15 protein-coding genes are annotated in these 26,293 nt (G+C 43.2%); 3 read left to right on the plus strand and 12 right to left on the minus strand.

Going from position 1 to position 26,293, the window contains the following annotated elements; translation table 11 throughout:
- Positions 1 to 114: 114 nt before the first annotated feature.
- From U2P89_RS07165 to U2P89_RS07190, 6 genes are all read right to left on the minus strand, one after another.
- A complete protein-coding gene (locus U2P89_RS07165) occupies positions 115 to 1,230 on the minus strand; it encodes a DUF4998 domain-containing protein (RefSeq protein WP_322191055.1) in 1,116 nt (371 codons plus the stop codon).
- 28 nt (positions 1,231 to 1,258) lie between these two features.
- A complete protein-coding gene (locus tag U2P89_RS07170; RefSeq protein WP_092119090.1) occupies positions 1,259 to 2,437 on the minus strand; it encodes a DUF5000 domain-containing lipoprotein in 1,179 nt (392 codons plus the stop codon).
- Between the two features lie 20 nt (positions 2,438 to 2,457).
- On the minus strand, positions 2,458 to 4,377 hold the full coding sequence (locus U2P89_RS07175; RefSeq protein WP_092119214.1) for a RagB/SusD family nutrient uptake outer membrane protein: 1,920 nt from the start codon (positions 4,375 to 4,377) through the stop codon (positions 2,458 to 2,460).
- A 12-nt stretch (positions 4,378 to 4,389) separates the two neighbouring features.
- On the minus strand, positions 4,390 to 7,593 hold the full coding sequence (locus U2P89_RS07180; protein WP_416188624.1) for a SusC/RagA family TonB-linked outer membrane protein: 3,204 nt from the start codon (positions 7,591 to 7,593) through the stop codon (positions 4,390 to 4,392).
- 61 nt (positions 7,594 to 7,654) lie between these two features.
- Positions 7,655 to 8,875: an MFS transporter gene (locus U2P89_RS07185; RefSeq protein WP_322191057.1), complete on the minus strand. Its 1,221-nt coding sequence runs from the start codon at positions 8,873 to 8,875 to the stop codon at positions 7,655 to 7,657.
- Positions 8,876 to 9,424: 549 nt separating this feature from the next.
- The gene (locus U2P89_RS07190; RefSeq protein WP_019539865.1) at positions 9,425 to 10,657 is read right to left on the minus strand and encodes an FAD-dependent oxidoreductase; all 1,233 of its coding nucleotides are present in this window, start codon (positions 10,655 to 10,657) and stop codon (positions 9,425 to 9,427) included.
- 171 nt (positions 10,658 to 10,828) lie between these two features.
- On the opposite strand from U2P89_RS07190, the gene U2P89_RS07195 reads away from it, so the two are divergent.
- The 3 genes from U2P89_RS07195 (at position 10,829) to hemN (ending at position 15,573) form a co-directional block, all read left to right on the plus strand.
- Positions 10,829 to 12,913, plus strand: coding sequence for a TonB-dependent receptor (locus U2P89_RS07195; RefSeq protein WP_322191058.1), 2,085 nt, complete (start codon positions 10,829 to 10,831; stop codon positions 12,911 to 12,913).
- A 9-nt stretch (positions 12,914 to 12,922) separates the two neighbouring features.
- Positions 12,923 to 14,131: an MFS transporter gene (locus U2P89_RS07200; protein ID WP_019539867.1), complete on the plus strand. Its 1,209-nt coding sequence runs from the start codon at positions 12,923 to 12,925 to the stop codon at positions 14,129 to 14,131.
- A gap of 74 nt (positions 14,132 to 14,205) precedes the next feature.
- A complete protein-coding gene (gene hemN, locus U2P89_RS07205; protein WP_322191059.1) occupies positions 14,206 to 15,573 on the plus strand; it encodes an oxygen-independent coproporphyrinogen III oxidase in 1,368 nt (455 codons plus the stop codon).
- 88 nt (positions 15,574 to 15,661) lie between these two features.
- Here hemN and U2P89_RS07210 read toward each other — a convergent pair whose 3' ends face one another.
- The 6 genes from U2P89_RS07210 to U2P89_RS07235 form a co-directional block, all read right to left on the minus strand.
- Entirely contained in the window at positions 15,662 to 15,901 is a 240-nt protein-coding gene (locus tag U2P89_RS07210) for a hypothetical protein (protein ID WP_322191060.1), read from the minus strand.
- A gap of 99 nt (positions 15,902 to 16,000) precedes the next feature.
- A complete protein-coding gene (locus tag U2P89_RS07215; RefSeq protein ID WP_322191061.1) occupies positions 16,001 to 16,477 on the minus strand; it encodes a hypothetical protein in 477 nt (158 codons plus the stop codon).
- A complete protein-coding gene (locus tag U2P89_RS07220; protein ID WP_076929746.1) occupies positions 16,464 to 18,353 on the minus strand; it encodes an FAD-dependent oxidoreductase in 1,890 nt (629 codons plus the stop codon). The genes U2P89_RS07215 and U2P89_RS07220 overlap by 14 nt, the downstream gene beginning before the upstream one ends.
- A 13-nt stretch (positions 18,354 to 18,366) precedes the next feature.
- Complete coding sequence (locus U2P89_RS07225) at positions 18,367 to 20,838, minus strand: hypothetical protein (protein ID WP_322191062.1); 2,472 nt, start codon at positions 20,836 to 20,838, stop codon at positions 18,367 to 18,369.
- Between the two features lie 124 nt (positions 20,839 to 20,962).
- Positions 20,963 to 22,756, minus strand: coding sequence for a RagB/SusD family nutrient uptake outer membrane protein (locus U2P89_RS07230; protein WP_322191063.1), 1,794 nt, complete (start codon positions 22,754 to 22,756; stop codon positions 20,963 to 20,965).
- A 12-nt stretch (positions 22,757 to 22,768) separates the two neighbouring features.
- The gene (locus U2P89_RS07235) at positions 22,769 to 26,059 is read right to left on the minus strand and encodes a TonB-dependent receptor (protein WP_322191064.1); all 3,291 of its coding nucleotides are present in this window, start codon (positions 26,057 to 26,059) and stop codon (positions 22,769 to 22,771) included.
- Between the last annotated feature and the right edge of the window lie 234 nt (positions 26,060 to 26,293).

Here is a 26,293-nt window from a genome sequence, read left to right on the forward strand (position 1 = left end):
CGGCACATACAGGAACTTACATCCTGCAAGCTTAATACCATGCCCGACATACAAAGATAGGCAGCTAAAAACCGCTGCCTATATGCTTGTATTTACTTAGTTATACTCATTTTCCTAATTACCATAAACATATACTTCTGCAATGCTGGTAAATGGGTCTCTATTACTATCCGGAAGATAAATTTTCAAATAGCGCCCTTCAAATTCAGATGTTGCATCGATCGTAACCTTATCTCCGCTTGTAAAGACATCTTCACCTATTTTTATCCAGCTGTCTGCGTCCGGGTCACTCTCATTGCTCACAAACAATTGGACTGTTTTGGTATCTGTATTACCGCTACGTCTGTATATATCGAAAAAAGCAATTTTTTTTGGCGATTCCATATCTATTATTGCCCAATGCGGCAAGGGGGTTGTAGGATCCCATTTCGAATGCCAATACGTGCCTAAATCATTATCGATTAATGTCTTCATTCCTCCTCCATCACTTGCCGTTTCATCCGACACCTGTAATACCTCCCAGTTACTCCTGTCATACAAATAAGTTGCCGGAAAAGGTTCCGGATATTCTATCCATTCCGTATAGAAAGTATCCACAGCTTCAGCTTCGGGAATAAAAAGAGATCTGTATTCAAACAGCGTACCGGCTTTCACATCAATATCTATACTATAATCCGTAGCCGGCATTGAAGCAATCGCTGTAGTTCCATCCGTTTTCACATATCGGACTTCATTGGCAACCAATCCATCCGGTGCGGAAAACCATTCTATGGTTCCGAACTTATCTGTTAGATTTATTTCATTAATCCGTCTATCGATCAATGTAGAGGAATATATTTCACCGTAAGACGAACCGAAATCGGTGACGACCAATGAACGGTGTCCAAAATTATCAACGGAATAAATATTGAATGTATACGACCTTTCGGGTATATCGGTCAACATTACCTCGATGCTGTCCATTTCGGTTTTAAACGAGACCGGGATACTTATAGAATCAATCCCATCATTCCATAAAACATTGATTGTTTTAACATTTATACCATTGTACATCCATCCGCGGAAAAGAATCCGCTCCTTACCGGCCACAAAAGCTACCGAATCGGGTTTGGGAGCATAAATAATTTCCCCGTCTTTGATGTATTCCTTATGGATATCCATGAAGTCTTCACAGGAATAGACCATCAATGCCGATATGAAAATCAAAAAGAACTTATATATATTTTTCATTTTATTTTATCTTATTAAAGTATAATCTTTATTCTGTCACTTCTCCATAGATGTCTACATCGGCCGGATGTGTAAAGGTTGTACCACCAAATGTGCTGGAAACAACAATACGAATATATCGCAGAGGTTCCTGGTCAAGTTCAAACGTAAATTCGTGTCCGGCTTCCGCCGCAGCCATATCCTCATCCGTTACTGTTCCGGATGGAGATCCCGACGGTTTGATAATCTCACAATCCATAATCTTGGTCCATTCGCTCCAATCCCCGCTTTGTGAGGGCCTGTCAACTTTTCCGTAAATTGTGAATTTCTGGGGATTTCCCCAATTATAATAGGTCTCACTAAACCGTCTCTGATGCATAACTACACGACTGATCTTTGCTGTACTGCCCAGATCTATTGTAAACGGGGCAGGAATAGAAGAATTAGGCGAGTGTCCAAAAGTATCGTGATCATCATCGATCAGATAACTATCCATTCCTTCCCAATTGGTAAAATTCTGATCATTTCCCAATTTCATAATAGTCATTTTCGTTTTATCGAGTTTTTCTTCATACATAGGAAGGATGGTACCTCCTTCGGGATAAATAGTATCCGAAGCATTTCCATAATTGTCGCGGATAATGGTGGCGAAAACCCAAGGTTCAGGATCATACCCCCTTAAACTCTGACGTGCAGTATCGGCAGCAGATGTAATTATCCTCATTGTCTGCAATTGTCCCAATGAATCCTGTGCCAGGAATTCAAAATTCATCGGCGCCTTGTATTCATTGGTCCAATTGAATTGCGCTCCACCAAAATCGCTGATAATTCGAACGGTAGGTATTACCTTGCTTAATGGTGATTCCAGCGGATTAAATGAAACAATTACAGGATCCGACAGTTCTTGGGCACGATTATATGTGAATAATTGTACTTCGTGAACAAGCGTGTCATTATATCCCAGTATTTCCAGCTTATTCTCGTAAAACGATGATGAAGCCTCATACGTTTTTCCGGTAGTAAGTGCATAAACCCCTTTCACGCCCAATATATCTTCTACATTTGGTATCCGGTAATATATGATGGCTCCACCGGCGACGGGTTCAACCGTTACATCCGTTACTTTCTGCGGTTTTCCCAAACTGGTCGTTATCGGTTCCAATTTTTTTTCTTCACAGGAAAACACGATACTCAGCAAAACAATGAATAATATATATTTATTTCCCATAATATTCGCTTATTAAATGATCACCACCCTGGATTTTGTACCAGTTGCGGGTTTCTTGTTAAATCACTTTCCGGTATGGGAGCAAAATAGTCCCTATATGTAAATTTTTGTGTATAATAAGTTGTCACAGTATAATAATCTTGTAATTCCGAAGCATTGACATTCCACCCTTGAATCGGACGGTTTTGCTCTCTTAAAGCTGTCTTCCATCTGTGACTATCCCAATAATATACCCCTTCGCATGCAAATTCGATCTTTCTTTCCTGCTGGATAATCTCACGCATTCCTGTTTTTGTAGCAGGCTTGTTCGGCTGGTTCGAATAGTTGGCCCAACTCTCCACGACACCCTGTAAACCGGCACGTTCTCTGACCATATCAATATATTGATATACTTCGGCATCAGGAGCATCTTTCGATTCATTTAATGCCTCTGCACACCAAAGTAAAAGGTCTGCAAAACGCATGTCAGGAAAAGGATACGTTTCCGTTGTCACACTATTGGCATCCCTGAACATAGTATTTATCGAAACCAACTTTTTAGGCCAATATCCGGTAGCATTGTAATCACCCGGATTAAATACGGATGAGAACTCTCCGAACCTATTTCTGGGATAGAGCGCTTCCGAATCATCGTCGGGATAATTCTTATACGAATTGCCATACCATTTTCCTCTGTCGAAACCTAACGTGGCATAATATCTCGGTTCACGGTCAAAATTGAGTATGGCGGTTTGTTCTCCCTGCTGGATATAATATTTATGACTTTCATCACCTGTACGCAGAGAATATCTCTCTGAATAGGGATATGTTCTGTCTTCATGAATGGGAACACCGTTATTCGAATAAAATACCTCAACAGTAGAAAAAGGAACGCTCATTGTCCCGGATGCAGAAGAAGAAGTTCCCTGTTCCAAACGAGGCAGACAAGGACTCTGTAAGCCCCAGTTCACGGGATAAGAAGAATTCCCCCAAACTATTTCTCTGTTCCATCGTTCACTTACGGCGCTTCTTAACGTGTTTACCAGTAACGTCGTATCAGACATCCTCTTGGTAGCGACAAAATCGGTAGTTTGATAGAGACGGATACCTGCTTCCGTACAAACATCAATAGCTGTTTTACATGCCTCTGCAGCATTACTCCATCTACCACCATCATATACCTGATTAAAAAACGGTTCCCCATTATGATCCAAAAAGCTATTATAATCCGTATTTCCGTTAAAGAGAGGACTTGCCCAATATATCAATACTTTCGCTTTCAACATATGCGCCGCTGATTCCGTAAATCTTCCCAGTTCCGTCGTCCTGTTCTCAATTACCATAGGAAGGGCATCACTCTCTATTACTTCATCAAGTAACTCCAGCACATAGGCAAAACAATCATCAATTTTTTCCCTATAAACGCGTACCCCTTCCGTTGATTCGTTAATAGGGGTATTTTCCTTCAAAGGACAAATCGGCCCGTAATACGAAATCAAATAAAAATGAAGATAAGCTTTAATAAGCTTTACTTCCGCTTTCATTCTTTCTTTTTCATAGCGATTCAAATCTTCAACACGATCTACATTTTCAAGAAAAGTATTACACTCGCGGACACCTGCATACAGGGATCTGATCATGGTTCCCGTTCCTCCCCAATAATTTATCAATGCGGAAGTAGGACTGTCTTCACCTAATCCGAATCTCATTCCGCCACTGGTTCTGTGTTCTTTATTGAAGATCATCTCCATTGCACCGAAAATAGCCGGATTTTCATTCCACCCGGCAGATTTCGGCATCCCCCAATAACAGGTAGCCAGATATTGCTCCGTAGTATAACGATCGGAAAAGGCATGATCCAATGTGGCGACGTTGTCCGGAACAACGTCCAGAAAATCACAAGAGTAAAATATCGCCATTACGAAGACAGATACTATAATTTTTTTATAATTCGTTTTCATACGTTCTTTCATTTAAAATCCAATATTCAATCCGACATTAATAACCCGCTGTATAGGGTATCCTAACCCATTGCCTGCCATTTCCGGATCCCATAATCTAAAACGGCTCCATGAGAATAGGTTCGTTCCGCTTACATATACCCTTAAATTCGCCATCTTCATCTTTTTTCGTGTATTTTCGGGAACCGTATATCCCAATTCCACAGATTTCAAGCGCAAAAAGGAAGCATCCTGCATAAACCATGTGCTGGTTTGATTGTTATTTTCAACCTGATAATTTGCCAAACGGGGCCATAAAGCATAAGGATCACGGTTATTTTCAGACCAATAACTATCTGCAAACGCTTTTAAAATGGCATTTTGCCCAACACGTCCATCGTCCGCATCGGAATCCAGGAAAGGTGTTGTATTATACAAATCAATCCAAAATGATTGTCGTGCCGATCCCTGAAAAAAGAAAGAGGCGTCTATTCCTTTGTATCCGACTGTCAGACCAAACCCGTAATTAATTTCTGGAGTAGAGGGAAAGCCGATCGGAACTTTATCCAATTCGGATATTTTTCCATCATTATTTACATCACGATACTTTATATCTCCCGCTCCATAATTTCCAAATTGAACAGGTGAATTCTTCACTTCCTCTTCATCTATGAATAATCGCTCGGCAATATACCCCCAGTTTTGAGATAGCGAATGACCGACCCGTGATAACCATGGCGTCGCACTATAATCCGGTTCTTCCCATTTAAGAGCCTTACTTGTGGCATACGTAAACGTACCCCGACCGGTAAACCAAAGATTTTTATTTACTATTTTCTCATAATTCACCTCAACATCGACCCCTTGCCCCATAGCTTCCCCCAAATTTGCTTTTACAGCCGGGATAACTCCCATCGTATTGGGGATTACGCGCTCCAGTAAGATATTTTTACGCGTTTCTTTGAACAAATCAATATTCGCCGATAAACCCAATGCTGTAGAAACTTCCGCACCTATATTGGTTTTATAAGCCGTCTCCCACCCGATACGATCATTGGCATAGCGTTGTATATTGACCCCTCCGGGATTATAATTTAATTGCGTTCCCCAGTTTACATTTCTATTGGCATACAAATCAACCTGTGACAAATAGTAAAACCGGTCATAGTCGCTCCCGATGGCATCATTTCCTACTAAACCATAAGTAGCTTTTAACTTAAACTGGGGAAAAACATTCGTCAGCGGTTCAAAAAATGCCTCATTTGAAATCATCCATGCAGCTCCAACTGAAGGGAAAAATCCCCAACGGTTATTTTTGGAAAATCGTTCCGAACCATTATATCCAAAGTTAAATTCAGCAAAATAACGGGTATCGTAATTATAGGCCAAACGTCCTGCTAATCCGATATTTCTGCTTGGTAGTGAAAGTTGTAAATTTTCCGCAATCCCCGATTTTTCATCACGCATAGTATATACCAACAAAGCATTCAAACTGTGAAGATCTATAAATACATTATTATATTCAGTAACTGCCTCCAGATACATGGATGTATTGATATAGCGTTGTCCCGGCTGATAGTTTATCCATTCTGTACCTCCGGCCGGATTTAACCGCTGTAAGTCATACGTGTTTTTCAACAAATCGTAAGCAGCAATGCTGTAATAAAACGGATAGTATTGGCGCGTGACATTATACTCCGAAAAGCGATTCATATTGAACATTACCCGGGAAGTCAATCCCTGAAGAATAGATGCCAGATCCTGTTTCACTTCAAAAGAAACGATCATTGAATTTTTACTTTGATCCCGGTAGCCTTTGAGGGATTCGGCATATGGATTAATATATCCTGCATGTCCATAATTCCCGAACAATATATGTTTCGCGTAAGCAAACTTTTCATCCGGTTCATAATAAGGTTTAAACATAACAGGGTTAGCCTGCATAACTTTTTTATACATTCCACTCCCTCCGTCAATAGGACCGGTGTATTCATCGAAATTTGCGCTTAATCGAGCTATTAACTCGGTGGTTTCAGTCAGGTTGATATTTACATTGGAACGGAAATTATATTTCATCAATAAAATGTTGGAATTAAAATTATTCCGTTTGTCTATTTTTAAATTTCCGTTGTCACGCGTAATATTGGCAGCCACATAGTATCGGGCTACTTTACCTCCTCCGCTTACACTTAAATTTGCTCTCTGATTGCTGATGACATCATTAAACATCATATCATACCAATCAGTAGCAGGGAAAATATCGGGATAGAGCCCCCGCTCGGTCATCAGTATCTTTTCTTCCGAATACAAAGCCAATCCCAACGGATCCCGAGTTTTAATGGCTTCATTCTGCATACGCATGTAGGTAACCGGATCCGCTATTTCCACTTTTCGTGTAGCCGATGAAAATGAATTTTCTATACGGGCATCAAATTTCACTTTCCCCTCTTTCCCCTCTTTGGTTGTTACCAAGATCACTCCGTTGGCACCCCGGGCACCATAAAGAGCCGTCGCCGTCGCATCTTTCATAATAGAGAAACTGGCAATATCATCCGTATTCAATCGGGCTAAGTCATCAGGGCCCAATTCAATTCCATCAATCAATATAAGCGGGTCTTTTTTTGCATCGGCACCAAAAGTCGTAATACCCCGGATAAAGAAATTGGCATTATCCTGTCCGGGTTCACCTGTTGTCTGAAAAGAGATCAAACCGGCAACGCGTCCGGCAAACGCCGTGGTCAGGTTACTGCTTGGCACCTTCAGTTCACCCGGTTTAACGGTAGTTATGGAAGCCAGCACACTTTCTTTTTTCTGTCTGGCAAAGGCAACGACAGAGACCTCATCTAATTCATCCGCCTGAAATTCCATTACAACATCAAGCGTGGTTTCTCCTCTAAACAGTACTTCCGTTGTTTTCATTCCAACAAAGGAGACGGCCAACGTACTACCGACAGGACAATCGGGGAATACATAGATTCCGTCAACATCCGCAATGACCCCCCGGGTACTTCCCTTTATCTGAATAGTTGCACCAGGTAAAGGATCTCCCGCAGGATCCGTTATTTTTCCTCTCACCGTAACAGTTCTTTCTTGTTGTATTTTATGAATATCCGGTTCATTTGCCCGGAGATAATCATTCGATACAAACAAAAACGTCAGAAAAGCCATACACAGAAGGTTTCCTTTGTTTGTACGGACTCTTCTTTTAATAACACACTTTTTTAATAAATTAATCATAACATGGTAATTAAAGAATCAAATATTAAAACCTCAAATAAAATATATAGTATACAGGATATTATTCCTGTATAATCCTCATACTTTCTGAATTTTTCTTATTTTCTCTGAACAGCGCAACAAATCCGATCAGGATGACAACAGCCATAACAAAAGGCACAATCCAGACAGCAACCCAGTTGTATGCACCCTGGGCTGTAGTGTATTGATGTACTACGTTCCCGGCAACCAGTGTTCCCAGGTATTTCCCTACTCCATAAGTGGCAAAGGCAATCAGTCCCTGTGCCGAATTCCGTAGTGACGAAGGCGCTTTTTCATCCACAAACAATTGCCCCGAAACAAAGAAGAACGTGAAACAGAACCCGTGAAGTGGCAGTACGGCATAGATGAATCCGGTCTGTCCCGTATGAGCTCCCAGCGCAAAGAACCCGTACATCAGCACCCAGGCGACAATAGCGGACACTATACTTCCCTTGTAACGCAACTTAAGGAATAGAAGAGGAAACGCAAAAAGGAAGATCACTTCGGCAACCTGACCCATGCTCATGGCTGCGGCAGCGTTATTGATCCCTACATTGACTATGAAAAGGTTGGTAAAAGAATCGTAGAAAGCAAGTGGAATACAGGTCAGAGCCGAGAACACCAGCAATACCAGGAACGATTTATCTTTGGTAAGTTTAAAGGCATCGAACCCGAGTATTTGCCCGACAGTCACCTTTTCCGCACGCTTTTCAGGCGCCTTGTAGGGCAGAAGGAAAGCATACAAGCCGGCCAGGAAAGATATGCCGGCAGCGATAAGGAAAGGCGTTGACAATGGTTCCAGATTCATGGAACTGATAAGTATCCCGGAAATAATCCACCCGAAAGACCCGAACAGCCGGATGCGGGAGAATTCCTTCGACGGCTCCAGCAGGTTGTCAAAAGAGATGGAGTTGCACAGCGACATGGTCGGCATAAAGCAAATTGTATATAACAACAACACAGGAAAGAATAACGAAAAATTATTAATTTGTGTCAACCAGACTAATAATACTGCCCCCGTTATGTTTAAAAACGCCAGTACCCTGTTGGCGGAAAAGAACCGGTCGGCTATCATACCTACGATGACAGGAGATATAATGGCTGCGATGGCTGCCGTACTATACGCCAATCCGATCTGTACTCCCGTGAAATGAAGGGTTTGTCCCAGGTAAGTGCCCATGGTTACATACCATGATCCCTGAATAAAAAACTGAAAGAACATCATCAGGGAGAGTTGTGTTTTCTTATTATTGTTTCCCATTATCAAATCTTTTATCATAGAACTTTAAAAAACCTCTTAAACAAATTACATACAAAAAACAAGCATTATCCAAACAGCAATTTGGATAGCTTTAGGTACTAGTGAAATATTTTTTGTATAGAGTAGAAAAAGTTCGACAAATATTAAGAAAAGATTTGTCTCCAAAAGGAAAAGAAAAAAATAAGGAATAGACGTTTTGTCTTCCAGGTAAATATCTGGTTAAAAGTATATTAAGAGCTAAATAAGGATCAAATAAGGAGAATGCCCCCCCCCCCCCGTTAACATAAGTTAACAAACCAGGGGTGGTAAACTGGTTATCTATTATACTTGTTCTCATCGAATAAGATTTCATTATTACGGTATTATAAACTTTTATTTCATGTATGAGTGGAAAATTCTCACCTCACAAAGAAAATAAAAAAAAATTAAACAATAAAAATATATAGAAATAAGTTATGAAACTATTTCAACTATAAATAACACAAATAAAATATTATTAGCATCCATAAAAACACTCCGAAATATATTTAACTTTCTTTATCTGAAGAATTATAAGTAAACAGGCACCTGACCTGATAAACGGATATACTCGTCAAATGAACGATGAACACAGTCTTCCAAGGATAGGCCGTAAAAATAATTTCCCAGCATAAAAACCGAATCATTCGAGCGCACATTTTCAATCTGTCGCGCCATATTCCTATGCTGCATTCTCAGTGAAGGTAGTATATGTGAAGTGAACTTTGTTTCCACGATATCCTCCCGACTAATCCCGAGCACTTTGCATGCAAGATCGGACATACGCTCAGGATCCTGTTGATGTTGCCCGTAATGAAAAGAGAAACCACGCAGGGCGGGGTGATCGACACCATCCCGGGATACGGCCGAAAAGAAATCATCCGTAACAGGGATAATGCCGGCGACTCTTTGCACCGGTAAATGATCTTTCCTAACGACTACATTCAATGTTCCGGATTCAACCATGGGAATAGTATATAGTAGCTTCGCCATCTCCGGTTCTATTTCCCGTAACAAGCGCGAGACGACGTGTGGGGAGGTAGCAAATGCGATGCGTTTACCCAGGAAGCGATTCCCTTTACGGGTGGTAACGGAATAAGTCCTATTATCGTATCGCACTTCGGAGACTTCTTCATCCTTTAAATGATTGAAACCACTCGTCTGGACAATGTGTGCCAATAAAGACGAAAGTCCCCGCTCAAAGGTGAATTTCCGTGGGAATTGTTTCAATCGCTCTTTCCGCCCCTTCAGGAAAAGTTCGGCCGGATAATCATCCGCTTTCTGGCAGATAACTGCCCTGAACATGTTTGAAAATAAACGATCATAATTTTTCGAGCCGACTATCGGCCTGAAATATTCCCGTACTGTTTTTCCACTTTTAGATGTAAAAAAGAGACGTGGACCATGCATAACTAAGGAAGGTACCGATACCTTGCTCATCACATTATTTATTTTCCCGTCGGCATAAAGCATATACTTATATCCTTCCAAAGGCCGGATATATTGTTCAATATGCAGATCCATGACCATCGATAACAGACGGGTATAGGAATTATAGCAGGTATGCGCTCCCAACTCCGACCAGAAATACGGATCATGGGAAGATATATGGGTCTGTATCTGCCCTCCGAGACGCTGTTCTTTCTCGAGAAGGAGTATATCATCACCGCGTTCCTGCAGCTTATGGGCGAAAGAGATACCGCTTATGCCCCCGCCGATAACGATACAGTCATATAAATGAGTGGGATTTCCGTTTGTTTCCATGCGACAAAATAACATGAAAAATCTCGTATTTCCAAGCGTGTAAAATGAAAATCTTTTTTACAGAGGACCGATACGGTTTTTTCAAACAGGTCAATATCACTAGATATAGTGATTGTAGAATAAGATTTTCCGTCCTATCTTTGCCTGCGAAAATCATATAAAATATTCTTCGTGAACAGATCCGTTTTTTTTATTGTTTCGTTATGTCTGGTTTCATCTATGATCAGGGCTTCTGAGCCATTCATCGATAAAGATTCAATCCCTACCTATTCTATCGGGGAAATAGAAATTGTTGCATTCAAAGCCAATAAAGATCTGGCCATACAACCTGTTTCCGCAACTACCCTGACGAAAGAGGTGCTGAAAAATCACAACTTCATGACTATAAAAGAGATCTCGGCTTTTGTCCCGAATTTTTTCATGCCCGACTATGGATCCAGATTGACTTCTCCCATCTATATACGGGGGATCGGTTCACGGATCAATGCCCCATCCGTCGGGCTGTATGTGGATGGGATACCTTATTTCGACCGCTCCTCCTATGACTTTAATATCACTGACATTGAGAAAATCGAAGTGCTGAGAGGATCTCAAGGGACGATTTACGGCCGGAATACGATGGGAGGGATAATCAATGTATATACGAAATCTCCTTTTCAGCATAGGGAAACAACCGTGGGTGCAACAGCCGGGAATTACAATCATTACAAGGCGGAAGGATCCCAAGTGGGACAAATAAATCATGCGCTGGGTTATATCGTCTCAGCCAATTACACGCATCGGGGAGGGTATTTCAATAACCTTTATACCGGAAATAAAGCAGATGGATCGGATGCACTGGCAGGAAGGGTCCGTCTGGGATGGCAGATCAACCAACGATTGGTAGCCTATCTGACAACTGCGTATGAGTATTCCGACCAGGATGGATACCCGTACGGACTGTATGACACGGAAAGCAATAAAGCGGAAGCAGTCAATTATAACGAACGATCCTATTACCGGCGCCAAATGTCGAACAACGGATTACACCTTAAATATACAACAGCGGATTATCAGTTGGACTCCCAATCATCCTTCCAATACTTTGACGGCAAGCAGGGAATTGACCAGGATTTTACGCCGGCCGACCACTATTATGTCACTTTCTCGCATCAGCAGCAAATGGTTTCGCAGGAGATCAATGCCAGGTCATTGAAAGAAACGCCTTACCAATGGCAGACAGGCCTGTTTGGTTTTTATCAGCATTACGGCCAGAATAATAATATCGAATACCGCCAGTCGGGAAACGGTATGGTCACAGATACCAAAAACCCATCCTCGGGAATTGCCGTGTACCATCAATCCACTTTCAACGACCTACTGACAGACGGGCTGTCCGTCACACTCGGTTTACGGTATGACTGGGAAAAAATAAAAATGGAAAACCGGACAAAAACTGTCGGTTCTGCCGGCCAGATCCTCGATCCCATATATAAGAAGGATACCTATTCGAGGCTGACCCCGAAATTCTCAATACAATACCTGACGGACAAGAACCATTTGACTTATTTTTCCGTGAGTCAGGGTTATAAAGCCGGAGGATTTAACACCACGGTCGACCGCGAAGAAGACTGGACATTTAAGCCCGAATACAGCTGGACATACGAGATCGGATGGAAGGGAAGCGCTTTTGAAAACCGGTTACACACAGAGATAGGTTTATTCTATATTGACTGGCGTGATCAGCAGGTGACCCAAAAGAAAGCGACTGAACAAGGCTTCAAGCTAAGGAATGCCGGAAAATCCGTCAGCAAAGGGATCGAGATCACATCACACATCCGTCCGGTTGACCATTTACGCTTCCTGCTAAGTTACGGCTACACCCACGCCAGGTTCCGGGAATATCTGTATGACGAAAGCAAAGACATTGATTACGGGGGAAACTTCCTGCCGCTGGTTCCCCGTAATACCTTTAGCGCAGCGGGAGATTACACGTTAAATATAAAGGGAAGGCATCTCGAAAGCATTGGGTTTAATATGGAATATACCGGTATCGGTAAACTTTTCTGGAGTGAAAATAATGTCGCGGAACAACCCTATTACCATACGTTGAACGGGAAAATATCCTTCCGGCACAAGAGGATGACGCTGTCCCTCTGGGCAAAGAATATAACAAACGATTCATATATCGCGTACTACTTTGAGTCGATGGGGAATGAATTTGCCCAACAGGGTAAACCTTTCACAATAGGAACGGATATACAATTGACCTTTTAACCGTATCATATGAATTCTCAAAAAGGAGGCAAGCTGTTTACTTTTTTCTGTCTGTATATCGCACAGTCGATACCGATGAGTTTTTTCTCGACGGTATTGCCTGTGATTATGCGCCAGCAACATTTTTCCCTGGAGTTAATTGGCATGTTGCAATTACTGAAACTCCCATGGATCCTTAAGTTTTTATGGTCGCCGGCCATCGATCGTTCGAGCAGCCGGTTAAGCCATTACAAGCGTTGGATTTTTTCTTCGGAAATGATCTATGCCGCCATTATTCTCGTTATCTCTTTCCTTGATTTTCAAACCACACCGCTTTTAATTATCGGACTGATCTTGTGTTCGTTCATTGCTTCCGCCACACAGGATATTGCCACCGATGCTCTGGCAGTTATTTCATTCAGCAGGAAAAACAAAAGCCTGGTCAACAGCATGCAATCGATGGGCAGTTTCGCTGGCGCCATGGTCGGCGGAGGCTTGTTACTCCTAATATATAACCGGTTAGGATGGGAAACGCTTCTCCCCTTCCTGGCTCTTTTTACTGTGATATCAATTTTCCCATTGATTTTCTTTAAGGAGAGACATATGGAAGCACCTATTCCTGAAAAGAAAATGGAAAAAATCCACCCGAATGATTTGCTGGGATTTTTTAAACAAAAGGGTATCCGGAGGCAAATTCCTTTCCTGTTCCTGTATTATATGGGCCTGATAGGCATTTTGACAATGCTTAAACCGATGCTGGTAGATTACGGATATAGTATGAGAGAAATCGGTATCATGTCCGGGATAATCGGTACATCCATGGGATGTGCGGCTTCATTTGCCGCAGGATTTATAGTACGCCGGATCGGCCGTAACACCTCCCGTATTTTATTTGCCTGCCTGACACTGGTTACTGCGGTCTATTTTTATTGCCTGGTAACTTTCCTTCCCGTCAATATAGCTACGTTACACCTGGGAATTACACTGTTGTGGGCAAGTTACGGGATGTCCACTATCATTGTTTATACCACCTCGATGGATTGTGTGCGCACAGGGTATGAAGGAACCGACTTCACGATCCAGACGGTTATCACTCACCTGAGCAGTATGCTCATCGCGGTGCTTTCAGGAAAATTAGCCGGGAGTCTCGGATATGCCAATCTTTTTCTGATCGAGATTGGGATTGCGGTTCTCTCACTGATCTATATTATTATTGCTTTCCATATGAAACGAACATGAACTACGAAGTAATCGACACGATTACAATGTCTTGGTTCTTGGTTCTTGGCTCTTGTGTCTAAATTTTTAATCAAATGAAGCAAAGCATCTTAGATAAATACAGCGTGCCGGTCCCCAGGTATACGAGTTATCCCCCGGCCAATTTCTTTTCGCCGTCCTATACTGCGGAACAACACCGGCGCGCGGTCATTGAATCAAACAGCAGGGAACCGTCTCATATTTCGGTGTATATTCATCTGCCTTTTTGTTTCCAGATGTGTTATTATTGCGGTTGTAATGCTTTCCTGCTGACAGATAAATCAACAGCCGCCAAATACGTGGAGGCGGTGAAAAAAGAAATGCAATTGATCTTTCCGATGCTTTCCAAAAACCGGAAAGTATCGCAAATCCATTATGGGGGAGGTACTCCGACAACGTATTCCGTCACCGTGCTGAAAGAGATCAATGATCTGGTTTTTAGTGAATTTGACTGCATAAAAGATCCCGAAATCGCCATCGAATGCCATCCCGGATATATGTCGGAAGAATATTGGGCGACGTTACCGGAGATCGGATTCAACCGGATAAGTATCGGCGTCCAGGATTTCAACCGGGAGGTATTGAAAGCTTCCCACCGCAAACCGTCCCGGCTGGAAATAGGTGAAATAATTGCCGGGCTTCACAAGCAGAAAGTGTCGGTAAACCTGGATTTTATCTACGGTTTGCCGTTACAGACGGAAGCGTCGTTTGCCGAAACCATGCGGGAAGCCATCCATTTACAACCCGAGCGGATCGTTACTTTCTCCTATGCACATGTACCCTGGGTGAATCCGTTGCAACAGAAACTTGAAAAAACCGGATTGCCGACCGTTACGGAAAAAGAAAAGCTTTTCAATTCGGCTTCCGGTCTGCTGCATGAAGCGGGGTACCGGTCGATCGGGTTAGATCACTTCGTATTGCCGGAAGATGAACTTTATAAAGCGTTCCGGGAGAAAACGCTTCACCGCAATTTCCAAGGATATTGCACCCGAAGGACTACCGGACAGGTGTATGCGTTCGGGGTGACAGGGATCAGCCAACTGGCCGCTTCATACAGCCAGAACACAAAAGACATTCAAACGTATATCTCACAGATTGAAAAAAAGGAGTTGGCCGTTCTGAAAGGATATGCATTGAACCCGGAAGAGCAAATCACCCGGGCGGTTATTTCTTCGCTCATGTGTAATAACTACGTCAGTTGGCAAGAGATCGCAGCATCTTTTCAGACTACTCCGGAAAAAGTGAAAGCCACCCTGCATTATGATGAGAAAAAAATACACGAACTGGAGGAAGACGGACTGATCGACCGGGATGAGGAAGAGATCCGGGTACGTCCCGAAGCCACTCCTTTTGTCCGCAATGTAGCTGCATCGCTGGACAAACTGATGCTGCATACTGACAAGCAATTCTCAAAACCTATGTAGGTTGAGTAAGCGATTATTAATTAAATTTTACCTCGTATCTCTGGAAAGTGTATGCAACTAAAGTGAAAAGCTTGTAAAGGTATAGCTACTAACGTAACCAGCTTGTGTTTTCTATAAAATTTTTGGTAAGCCTCGACGTGTACGGATCAGGATGCGAAACAAGTTTTTCCAGTCGTTCCTCTATTGGCTTATTTTCTTTTATCGATTTATCGGTAGCCATCTGCTTTTCAACGATCCTAAAAATATGATTAAGGGCTCCCTGACTGATGTCACCGGTATAAAACAAGTCGAGCAAAAGAACGATGGCATCCGGAGATACATCGTCCACTGATTGTGCATCTTGTATATAATTTCATATTTTATTGCAGGGCGTGCATTTTTGATCAATCCTACAAAACCGGGTTGTTTTTTCGGGTCGCTTAAATATTCAGAAGTAATTAATGAAAGGGACTTTCTGTTCCACCGTCAGGTCTTCATAGCGGAGATCCTTTAAAATGGAGGCTGTATCGGCCATAATTTCGTCCAGCCTGGTATAATCCTGAAGGCCAAAAGGAGTATGGTCTGATTTGGTCAGAGGGTCATTTTCATCCAATTGTATTCCTAAATAATGGCCGGTTCCATCCCAGAAAATCCACAACCGTACCATCCTGCAGATACCTGTAGTGCATATATCTTTAAAAAAATAACGTCCGAACCAGACAGTTAATCCATTCTGATCCTGTAATTCTATGACTTTATTATCCGATAAACTATCTTTTGAATTTTCGAGAAGGTGAGTAACAGTAACACCTTCCATTTTAAAAAAATCTTTTTCGGGAACCTGTAATACCGGACTACCGGGCGGATACTTTGACCCGCCCAATAGTACAAGACAAAAAAGAATGAATAATTTAATCCTTATCATAAGGAGGAATATCTATAGTAGTTATTTTTGGCCCCAATGATCCGCCTAGATTATAATTTTGCATATCCTCCACATCATATTTTCCCACACCTTTTTCCATCAGCTTTTTCAACTCATTGAGATGGTTATTATACACACCGCGTGGATTTGTATTGTTCTTTGCAGCTACCGACGCTGCCATGCCTACCACTTCTCCCATTATACCAGTAGTACGCATTACCCTTATAGTTCCTAATGCAACATGCGTCACACTGATATTCCTTCCTGCCATGAAAAGGTTGTCGATATTCCGGGAATAAAGGCAGCGATAAGGTATCGGATAAGGATGAATGGGTTTATGCACAGCAATAGACAAGAACTCATTTTCCGGGAAATGCTCCGTGTTTTTGGGATCCGGATAGTGCAGGTCAATTGTCCATGTAGTGGGTGCAGATGCATCGGGATAAATCACAAAATCGGTCAGATCCTGTTCTCTCAGGATATGATCTCCAAGTAACCGGCGAGATTCTCTTTTACCTGCGACATAGGCGACCCAGTCTAATTTTCGATTGTTATATTTCTCTTTCTCAGCACTGAAATTCTTCAACCACGACCAGTTGGAATAGACCACCAAAAGACCATAATCTCGGATCCGTTCAAATTCATTGATCTGGTCATAATTCATGCCGGTTTCCCATGTCCATTCACCCATAGTCACTTGTTTTACATTTTCGTCGTTAAATTCCACACCGTATTGGAATACCGGAAAATCGACAGGTTGCTTTTCTTCTGCCGAATACCATTGCACAGATGATCCCATGGTCATCTTATCCGGTGTTTCAGGAGCAGTCGGTTCCCCAAACTCATCTCTGGACTCTCGCCCCATCGCGTAATCGGCTCCGGCAAGAAACCCGATTGTCCCGTCGCCGGTACAATCTGCAAACAGGGGAGCGGTAAAGGACAGTTCTTCAGAGGTTTCAATATGCCGTGCGTACACTTCGGTAATAGAAGATCCTTCTGTTTTGACGGCAAATGCCCGATAATTGGTAAAGAGCGAAATATTCTCTTCTGCCAGCACCATCTGCATTTTTTTCTCATCCTCGTAATAATCTGCCGGCTGGGCATTCCCCCCACGTGAAGGGCCGATTTCCTTGACCACATCACCCAATGCCGGATAAGGTTCTACTTTAATTCTTCCCCCAAGATGCACACGCACCTCCGAACTGTTGTTTCCTCCAAGTACGGGCCGATCCTGGATTAACGCGACTTTTAATCCTAATCTTGCAGCAGATATGGCTGCTGTGGTTCCGGCCACTCCGCCACCTACTACCACCAGATCAAATTCACCCGCTTGTTGCGGTTCTTCGGGTATATCCAGCATCTGTTTTCTGAAATGACCCAAAGTTGTCAGTTCGTTTGGAGGAGATATGTTATCCTGCGTAAAATAAATTGCATCCACCCGACCGTTAAATCCGGTCAAATCCTGCAGGGTAATCACATTTTCCTTTTTCCTAATATCTACTTTTCCTGCTTTTTGCCAATACCATTCATTCCCAGTACAACCCAGTACCGATCCTACTTTCTCCCCATTTAACCTGAGTTGGAATTTTCCCGGCCCCTCACCCTCATACCATGGTGAAGTCCAGTTAAATGTACGGACATATACATCATATTTCCCGGTTGAGGGAAATTCGACAGATATTTCCGCATCGGCTACCGGCATGCCCATTCCATGCGCCATCAGGTAAGGTGATCCCATCAGATCCATAAACTGTTGATCGACCACCCAACCGCCTTTCTTACTGAAATTCTCAGCTTCCACCAAAAGAGAAGGTGATTGTGCGATTATCACATTCGCCACCATCGCGAACAATAAAATTACACCGTATTTTCTCATAATAAATGCTATTTTATTTATATTCCAACCATGTGGTTACGTTTGTATCGGTATCGGAAATAAACCGTATCCAGCGTGCCTGAAAGGAAGGGGAGAACTGATGACGTTGTTGTTGTCCCGGTTCTACGGTATAAACCGCATATTCCATCCAGTCACCATTTCCCGTCGGATCTACCTCGACTGAGATCTTTACCGCCTTTTCCGACGAATGAGACAAGGTTAATTCCCGTTGATCATAAAAACCGATCAGGTAAGGATCAGAAGCAACCTGTGCTTTTACATCTGAGTCTACCCACGGGCCTCCTTTTCCTCTTGGTCTTCCTAATTTCCAAAGGTCATCGATGACGCCTGCCCATACGGCTGCTTTGCCGTCTTGCGAAACAATAATATGCGGGTTCCCCTTTCCTTCCTCCGGAGTAATACCGGTCAGGATAAGCATTCCCCGGTAGGAAGCATAGTCATTGATACGGTAATGATGGGTAGCTACCGGTCGGATCTTGGCATATCCGTCCGCATTTTCCGCCGGCAACTCATAAAAGGTTCCGTGACAACTGAACAAATCCCGCTCAGTGGCTACTTCACGACATATACGTAACAGTCCCCGATCGGTCAAAGAGCTGTAAGCATCCTCTCCCAAGGGTAATCTCCACCGCCGGTTTTTGTCATCGACAATTAAAACAGAACCTTTTTCTATTTCTACTACCTGTTGGGGTATAGCAAACTGATCACGGATGAAACCGGCTGTTTCAACATCGTCTTTTCGTTCCAGTTTCAGTTCTTCACCCATTTCATAATATCCGGTTTCCGATATTTTCCCTTCGGTTGTTGTATTTGCAAGTAAACCGAGCGCACGGCGGTTTTCACCTAAGCCATATAACAATCCACCCAGATTTGATTCCGACCGTACATCTGCCAACCCTTTGAAAATTGCGTCCGGAGTAGTACTCCTTGTATCATTGCCTCTATAGGTGAAGGTCAAGGTAAGGGTAGCCGGTTTATCCGGCCTGGCGCGTACCCATTCCCCAGCTTCCGATGAAGAAAAGTCAATATTGACCGATTCTCCGGCAGCCAGTTCTATACTTTTGAGTGTACTCCACTCATTATTTCCCTTTTTATCCACTTCATAGGTGACGGTTACCGGAGTAATCCCTTCATTGCTTACCCAACTGCTGCGATGCGGCCAACCGGTAAACAGGAACGGCTCCGAGCATTCATCCGCGTTTACCTTTTCCCCGGCCCACACGGCTCCCCCAGCCGTAGTGGGGCCCAACTCGTCCGGTGTGGAGACGGAGGTAAACCAGAGGTTTGAATTGGATTGCCCGGGCCCTTCAATATTTCCTTTTGCTTTACGCTTGTTCAGGAATTCTCTTTGGGCAGAATCATCACAACCGAACACCAATTGGTTTTCCCATCTTGTAAAATCACCGATCACTTTCAGGTAAGCGGAGCGGGGACGAATGCCAGCACTGTTTGTAACCGTAAACGTACCGGGAAAATACCAAAACATACCGTGCATCGTCATCAGGTAATCCGGCTGCTCTACTGTGCCTATATCGCGAATACGGGGCCATTCGGTATTCCATCCATGTGCGCCGTCATAACTATGACTCGCTTTGGGCAAACGGTAAAAACGCCATCCTTGCGTCGCATCCCGTACACCGAGCAGAAGGGACTTATGGTCCCACCCCGTCGCCCAGATCGGGTCAGTTTCAGGATCCGAATTACCATATATTCCTCCGGGGCCGGTTACTTCAACAAACTGGTTCCGGCGTACTAATTTCCATTCTTTACCATCCCATTCTGAAAGGGAGCCGGCCTCCACATCAAATTTATGCAATGCTTCCTGTGTGGCTTCCCCATTATTGGAATAGACCATAACTCCCTGACCCGAATACAGGCCCTTACCATGTGCACCGGGCAACAACGCCGCTTCCTGCGCCATTTCTCCGGGCTTGCGATCCACATTCCCGTCACGGAACAACTCTTTTACTTGCAGCGTATTCACATCCACCTCGTAAAATCCTTCTTCCATGGTGCCATAGTAGATCTTATTGTCGGGATCCGTCAAATGACGCGCATTACCCGTATGCCTTCCGGGCATAACGGTATACGGGATCGTGCGTACATTCCCTTCCGTATCAATGGCATAGGGGCCGATAAAAAGCTGATCACTTTCTTTGTGGATCATCCGGTTGGCGGGAGTCCCGCCGATACTCTCATCGCGGACTATTTGCTGCAAACCGGACGTGATCTGGTATAATTTGTCGGATGAACCGTAAGGCAAATGAGGGCCATAGGTAATCACCCACAGGCTCCCCGCCCAGGGGACCACTGCCCCTGTACCACATTCGCCTTCGTCATTATAATAAGCTAATCGAGGATAAACACCTGAAATAGAACCAGATAATCCTGTATTATTTTTTTGTGTCGTACATGCTAAGATCAATGTCGTTCCAATTAAAAAAAACGATTTTCTCAAATTCATAAAGTTTTTAATTTAGAGAATATTAGATCCCTCAAATTTAATAATATAAATAAAGGGATCTATATCTATTGATTAATTTTTACAAAATCTTAATATTTTGCATATTATACTATGGTACATACTTCTACCATTTTGGATTTTGATCGAGATTTTCATTAATCAGGCGGTCAGCAGCAGGTACAGGCCACAGATAATCGCGTCCGGCATCAAACGTACGCTCACTCGCCACAACGATGTAACCTTCATCCACCATATAGCTGAGATCTGCAATGCCGTTTTCATCAATTTCCGGTATACCTCCGATAGGATAGTTTCCGTCTTCCCAGTTCTGGATCAACTGACGGTATTCTGCAGATACAGAAGCCTCGTCACCATTCCATGAAGTAGAGCCGGACCATGCACGGCGCAGGAAATAACTGGGTGTGTTATACACCTTCTCAGCCAGTTTCCAGCGGATCAAATCGGCATAGCGATGGCCTTCCCAGGCGAGTTCAATAAAGCGTTCAGTACGGAGGATCGTACGCATAGCGCCCTGCGAACCAAGCGTAACTTGAGGGTATGTAAGTCCTGTGCCGGCATACGCTCTTTCGCGCAGTTTGTTGATGGTGGCATCCAATACCTCCTGCGTACACCTGTCGAGTTCGATCATCGCTTCGGCATACATCAACAGCACATCACCATACCGCAAATAAGGATAGGTTGTAGGCGCGCCGTTACGTCCATTTTCAAGGAATGATTCGTCGATAAACTTTTTGAAACAAAAACCGTTATAAGCCGCATGTTCAGCACGTGCTTTCGAATCGGTGTTGCTCACCTGAGCGCCGTCCGATGCCCGGAGCACAGTAGTACGGGTTGGATCGGGAGAATACTCATAGCCAAGCCATACATAATCTTCGGGATTATACGTCCCGTCGAGCACACTCCTATTATGAGCCGTAGCAAAAGGCACAATGGTCATAGCCAGGCGTGGATCACGATTTTCGAAGAAGTCCTTTGGATTATAGAGAGGCGATTCGTCAATAGGCTTACCGTCGATACAGGGATAAGCACAAACCAGTTCGTAGGAAGGAGCGGCTACACCACCCCATCCTCCGGAAAGACGGGTAATACAATTCAGGACATCTGAACCGGCCCAATAATATTTTTTCAGCGTTACATCACCACGGAAGAAAAATATCCATTCATCCGACCAGGAAGCAGTGAACAGATCCCGGTAATTGTCATGGAGCTTATAGACATTCAGGTCCATACAAGCTTTGGCAGCCGTGGCAGCCGTTTCATAATCACTGTTCCTAAGGGCGATACGTGCTTTGAAGGCGAGAGCAGCACCTTTTGTAGCTCTTTGTATACCCGAATAACTGACCGGTAAACGTTCTGCAGCTTTATCCAGACATTCATAACTATAAGCCAACACATCAGTTTTAGGAGAACGGGATATAGTGTAGGCTTCGTCAAGCGTCATACCTGTCTTATCAAGGATGGCATCGCCCCAATGGAACGCCAACATACCGTAAGCATACCCCATATAGAAATAAGCTTCACCTTCATATTGGGTGATATCCGCTTCCGATACTCCCATAGCGCGTGCATTATCCATATTATTCAGCAGGCGCAACGCCCGTGCAATACCTTTATAAAAATTCTGCCAGCGAGTGGCTACAGTACCATCTTCTGAGGTCATTGTTCCATTCTGTACATTTGTAGTGGTATTACGCCATACCATATCGTCGCTCCATGTCCAGGAGTCGATAGGAAAAAAATCGGTGCGGTAAAAGTCGTTTAACGACATTTCTATCTCCTGCTGCGATGAGTACCAACTTCCACTCGATCCTTCAGACAACGGATTAAGATCAAGATCAATACACCCTGAAAAGATAAATAGTGGTATTATAGTGAAAATTAATAATATCTTCTTCATATAATTAAGTATTTAAAATTTAATATTAACGCCTAAAACGAAAGAGGTGGATATAAAGTCTGACGATGAGCCGACCTCAGGATCCCATCCTTTAGGGAAGTTGCTGATGGCAGGCAAATCGTTTATACTAAGATATAAGCGCATATCATTGACTCTTAGTCTATTCACCAGATCTGTAGGCAGCGTGTAACCAAGTGTAATATTCTTCGCACGGAAATAGGCGCCATTGAAAAGCCAATAATCTGAACCTGCATAAGTGTTTGCTGTATTGGTATAGGTCAGACGTGGATACTTGGCATTCCGATTCTGCTCTTCGGTATTGTGCTGACTCCAATAGTTGCCCAATAGAAGTTCAGGAACGGCGCCCCATTGTTCCTTCAAAGGTTGAATCCATGCCGAATTAAATAGTACCCGTTGGTGTCCTATCCCTTGAAATGACAACCCGAAATCAAAATTTTTCCAACCCAAAGAGATATTCCCCCCATAAAGATATTCCGGCTGTGAATTACCCAGAAGTACTTTGTCGTCGGAATTAATGACACCATTTCCATCCACATCGACATACTTAATGTTACCTGCCTTGTCATTTGCAGTAAGTGTAGGATACTTGTTGCCTTCCTCATCGTAGAGGTCGGCATCTGTCAGAAACAGACCCTCACTTTTGTACATATACCATTCATAGTAATAGGATCCCTCTTCATATATTCGGTTACCATCAATAGTACGCTTATCGCCCAAATAACCCATTTTTGAACGATAATCCGACAGGTTTGCCGAAACGCTATACCACAAATCACCCACCTTATCGGACCAGCCTAAATCCAGTTCCCAGCCTTTGGTGTACATATCACCGGCATTTTGTGAAGGAGCCGAAAATCCTGCATAGGAGGGAAAACCAAGTGTAAGCAACATATCAGAAGTTTTCTTGTAATAATAATCTCCCGTAAAGCGCAGACGGTTCTTTAATATTGTCAAATCTAAACCCACCCCATATGTTGTAGTAGTTTCCCAAGTGATATCTTGGAATGCATAATATACCTGAGCGGCATTCTGCAAAGCAGTCACTGATTGTGACGATTTATCATACATATAGCTGTTGCCAAAAGTAATAGCAGCCTGATAAGGAAATTCCGAACCGATACGCTCATTACCGAGTTGACCGATAGAGCCGCGTATTTTCAGGTAATCCACCAGATTATTATTAAACCATGATTCTTCAGATATCACCCACCCGGCAGAAGTCGAGTAGAATGTACCCCAACGGTTTTCTTTTGCAAAACGTGACGAACCATCGGTACGGACATTACCCTGAAGCATATACTTATTCTTATAGGAATACATCAGGCGCCCAAATGCCGACTCATAAGCGTTGTGTCCGGCCTTACCTGAATTATATTGATAATCTTCCGGACCAATATTAAGATAAGGATATGTATCAAGCAGGTAATTCGTACGTGAAGCTCCCGTTTCCTCCCATTTGTAAGAATACCCCTCGTAACCAGCCATGGCGTTGAACGAGTGATTACCCCAGGTATTCTGATAGTTACCGTAAAACTGGTACGTTTGACTGTTATTATCGTTACGTGTCTCTTCAAGATTCGTGGTTTTGTGCACCTGCATATAGGTCATTGAACCGTTTTCGTAGTAAACAGGCACAGCGCGTGAGAATTTCTTACCTTTGATGAACTGAAAACGGGGTGCAACAACAGCGGTCAACGTGAGTCCTTTCATCGGGGTAAGATCGATTTGAGCCTTTCCCCCGAACTTATAATAGTTCGTCCTGTTCGTTCCACCTTCCCGAAGACCGGCAACAGGATTGGCTCCATCTTTCGCATCTGCATAACGACCATCTTCCCAGAAAGGGGTATAATAGGGCGATGCCAAATAGGCCCAGTACATGGCATTCACTTGGGACGGGGCGATCGAATTTGATTTCGAGAAATCAACATCGATATTGGCATGAAGCCAATCTGTTATATTATAATCGTTGTTAACACGGCCGGTAAAACGCTCATAGGATTTGTTTTCATAATAGCCGTCACCTTTTTGATAGTTGAAGGTTGATTTCGTTCGCAGCTTTTCCGTACCCCCCGAAACACTCAACATATGCTGTTCATGTGAAGTCGAACTTTTCAGCATCAGGTTGACCCAGTCCGTATTGGGATAGTGATATGGATCTGTCGCATTTTTATCGAGCCACGTAGAGATAGTCTCCTGTGAATACTGAGAATAAGGATCTGAGGCGCCGTCATTCCACTTTACTTCATTCTGTATATTCATCCAGTCAATCACATCACCGTTTTTAGGACGAGTCGTGGGTCTGTCAATTCCGTATTCATAATTATAATCGAATGAGAATTGACGATCCTTGGCACGCTTGGTAGTGATAAGAATAACACCCGCAGCCGCACGCGACCCGTAGATAGCAGCCGAAGCAGCATCTTTCAACACAGTCATGGTCTCTACATCTGCTGCCACCACGTCATTGAGAGACGACGGAACACCATCCACAATTACCAAAGGATCATTGTTTGAGAGCGTAGTTATACCACGGACACGTACAGTAGCCGAAGCGCCCGGTGCTCCTGAGTCACGGGTTACCTGAACCCCTGCAATCTGCCCCTGCATAGCGGTGGAGATCTGTTGTGTCGAACGGTTAGTCAAATTGGCTCCTTGTATACTTGATATTGAACCGGTGAGATCACCCCGGCGAGCTGTACCGTAACCAACGACCACGACTTCTTCTAAAGTTTTAGTATCTTCCTGTAAAAGCACATCAATAGACGTTCTATCTGCAGTATTAATACTTTGAGCCAGATAACCAATGTAAGAGATATGGAGTGTTGCATTATCACCCACCTGTAGTGAGAAATTTCCATTTATATCGGTTACCGTACCATTGGTAGTGCCTTCTTCTACAACATTAGCGCCGATAATAGGTTCTCCTGAATCATCCGTTATAACTCCGGAAACGGTTTTGCTTTGCCGCTGCCTTGCCTGGGCCATGTTAGCCGGAGGTGCTGCACTTACAGAGATGGTATTATTTGTCCGTTGAAAATAGAGGTTCGTCCGGGCAGTTATTCTCTCCAGAATATCCTCGATTGTAACATTTTGGACACTCATCGTAATTCTGGGCGCTTTGTCTATAATATTCTGGTCGTAAAAGAACTTGTAATCGGTTAATGCACTAATTTGCTGAAACACCTCACTAAGAGGTTGATTCTGTACATTAAGCGAAAGGTTATTGTTTTTCGTGTTTTGTCCGGAAGCAGGAGCAGTTACAACAAAAAACAAAATCATCATGATAAAAAAGTTAAGAAAAAATGATGCTTGTCTTTTTAATTGATTGGTGATTTTCATATATTTGTCGTGTTTAATAATTTTTTAAACAGGTAGCTTTCTTATTTCCCGATTTTGCGAGCCGGTGAAATAGGATATTACCCTTCCTTAAGAGCACTTCTGCATGGGGTGCTCTTACTTTTCCACAAGTTTGTTATTCAGATATTCATTTTATTCATAGGCATATTTTTTTAGGAT

This window comes from Proteiniphilum sp. (assembly GCF_034331125.1).
GTDB lineage: Bacteria > Bacteroidota > Bacteroidia > Bacteroidales > Dysgonomonadaceae > Proteiniphilum > Proteiniphilum saccharofermentans.

Bases quoted from the DNA above. Each gene is read 5' to 3' on its own strand.
- U2P89_RS07175 (WP_092119214.1), bottom strand. From the start codon at position 4,377: ATGAAAACGAATTATAAAAAAATTATAGTATCTGTCTTCGTAATGGCG.
- U2P89_RS07225 (WP_322191062.1), bottom strand. From the start codon at position 20,838: ATGAATTTGAGAAAATCGTTTTTTTTAATTGGAACGACATTGATCTTA.
- U2P89_RS07165 (WP_322191055.1), bottom strand. From the start codon at position 1,230: ATGAAAAATATATATAAGTTCTTTTTGATTTTCATATCGGCATTGATG.
- U2P89_RS07170 (WP_092119090.1), bottom strand. From the start codon at position 2,437: ATGGGAAATAAATATATATTATTCATTGTTTTGCTGAGTATCGTGTTT.
- U2P89_RS07230 (WP_322191063.1), bottom strand. From the start codon at position 22,756: ATGAAGAAGATATTATTAATTTTCACTATAATACCACTATTTATCTTT.
- U2P89_RS07190 (WP_019539865.1), bottom strand. From the start codon at position 10,657: ATGGAAACAAACGGAAATCCCACTCATTTATATGACTGTATCGTTATC.
- hemN (WP_322191059.1), top strand. From the start codon at position 14,206: ATGAAGCAAAGCATCTTAGATAAATACAGCGTGCCGGTCCCCAGGTAT.
- U2P89_RS07215 (WP_322191061.1), bottom strand. From the start codon at position 16,477: ATGATAAGGATTAAATTATTCATTCTTTTTTGTCTTGTACTATTGGGC.
- U2P89_RS07220 (WP_076929746.1), bottom strand. From the start codon at position 18,353: ATGAGAAAATACGGTGTAATTTTATTGTTCGCGATGGTGGCGAATGTG.
- U2P89_RS07180 (WP_416188624.1), bottom strand. From the start codon at position 7,593: ATGATTAATTTATTAAAAAAGTGTGTTATTAAAAGAAGAGTCCGTACA.
- U2P89_RS07235 (WP_322191064.1), bottom strand. From the start codon at position 26,059: ATGATGATTTTGTTTTTTGTTGTAACTGCTCCTGCTTCCGGACAAAAC.
- U2P89_RS07200 (WP_019539867.1), top strand. From the start codon at position 12,923: ATGAATTCTCAAAAAGGAGGCAAGCTGTTTACTTTTTTCTGTCTGTAT.
- U2P89_RS07185 (WP_322191057.1), bottom strand. From the start codon at position 8,875: ATGGGAAACAATAATAAGAAAACACAACTCTCCCTGATGATGTTCTTT.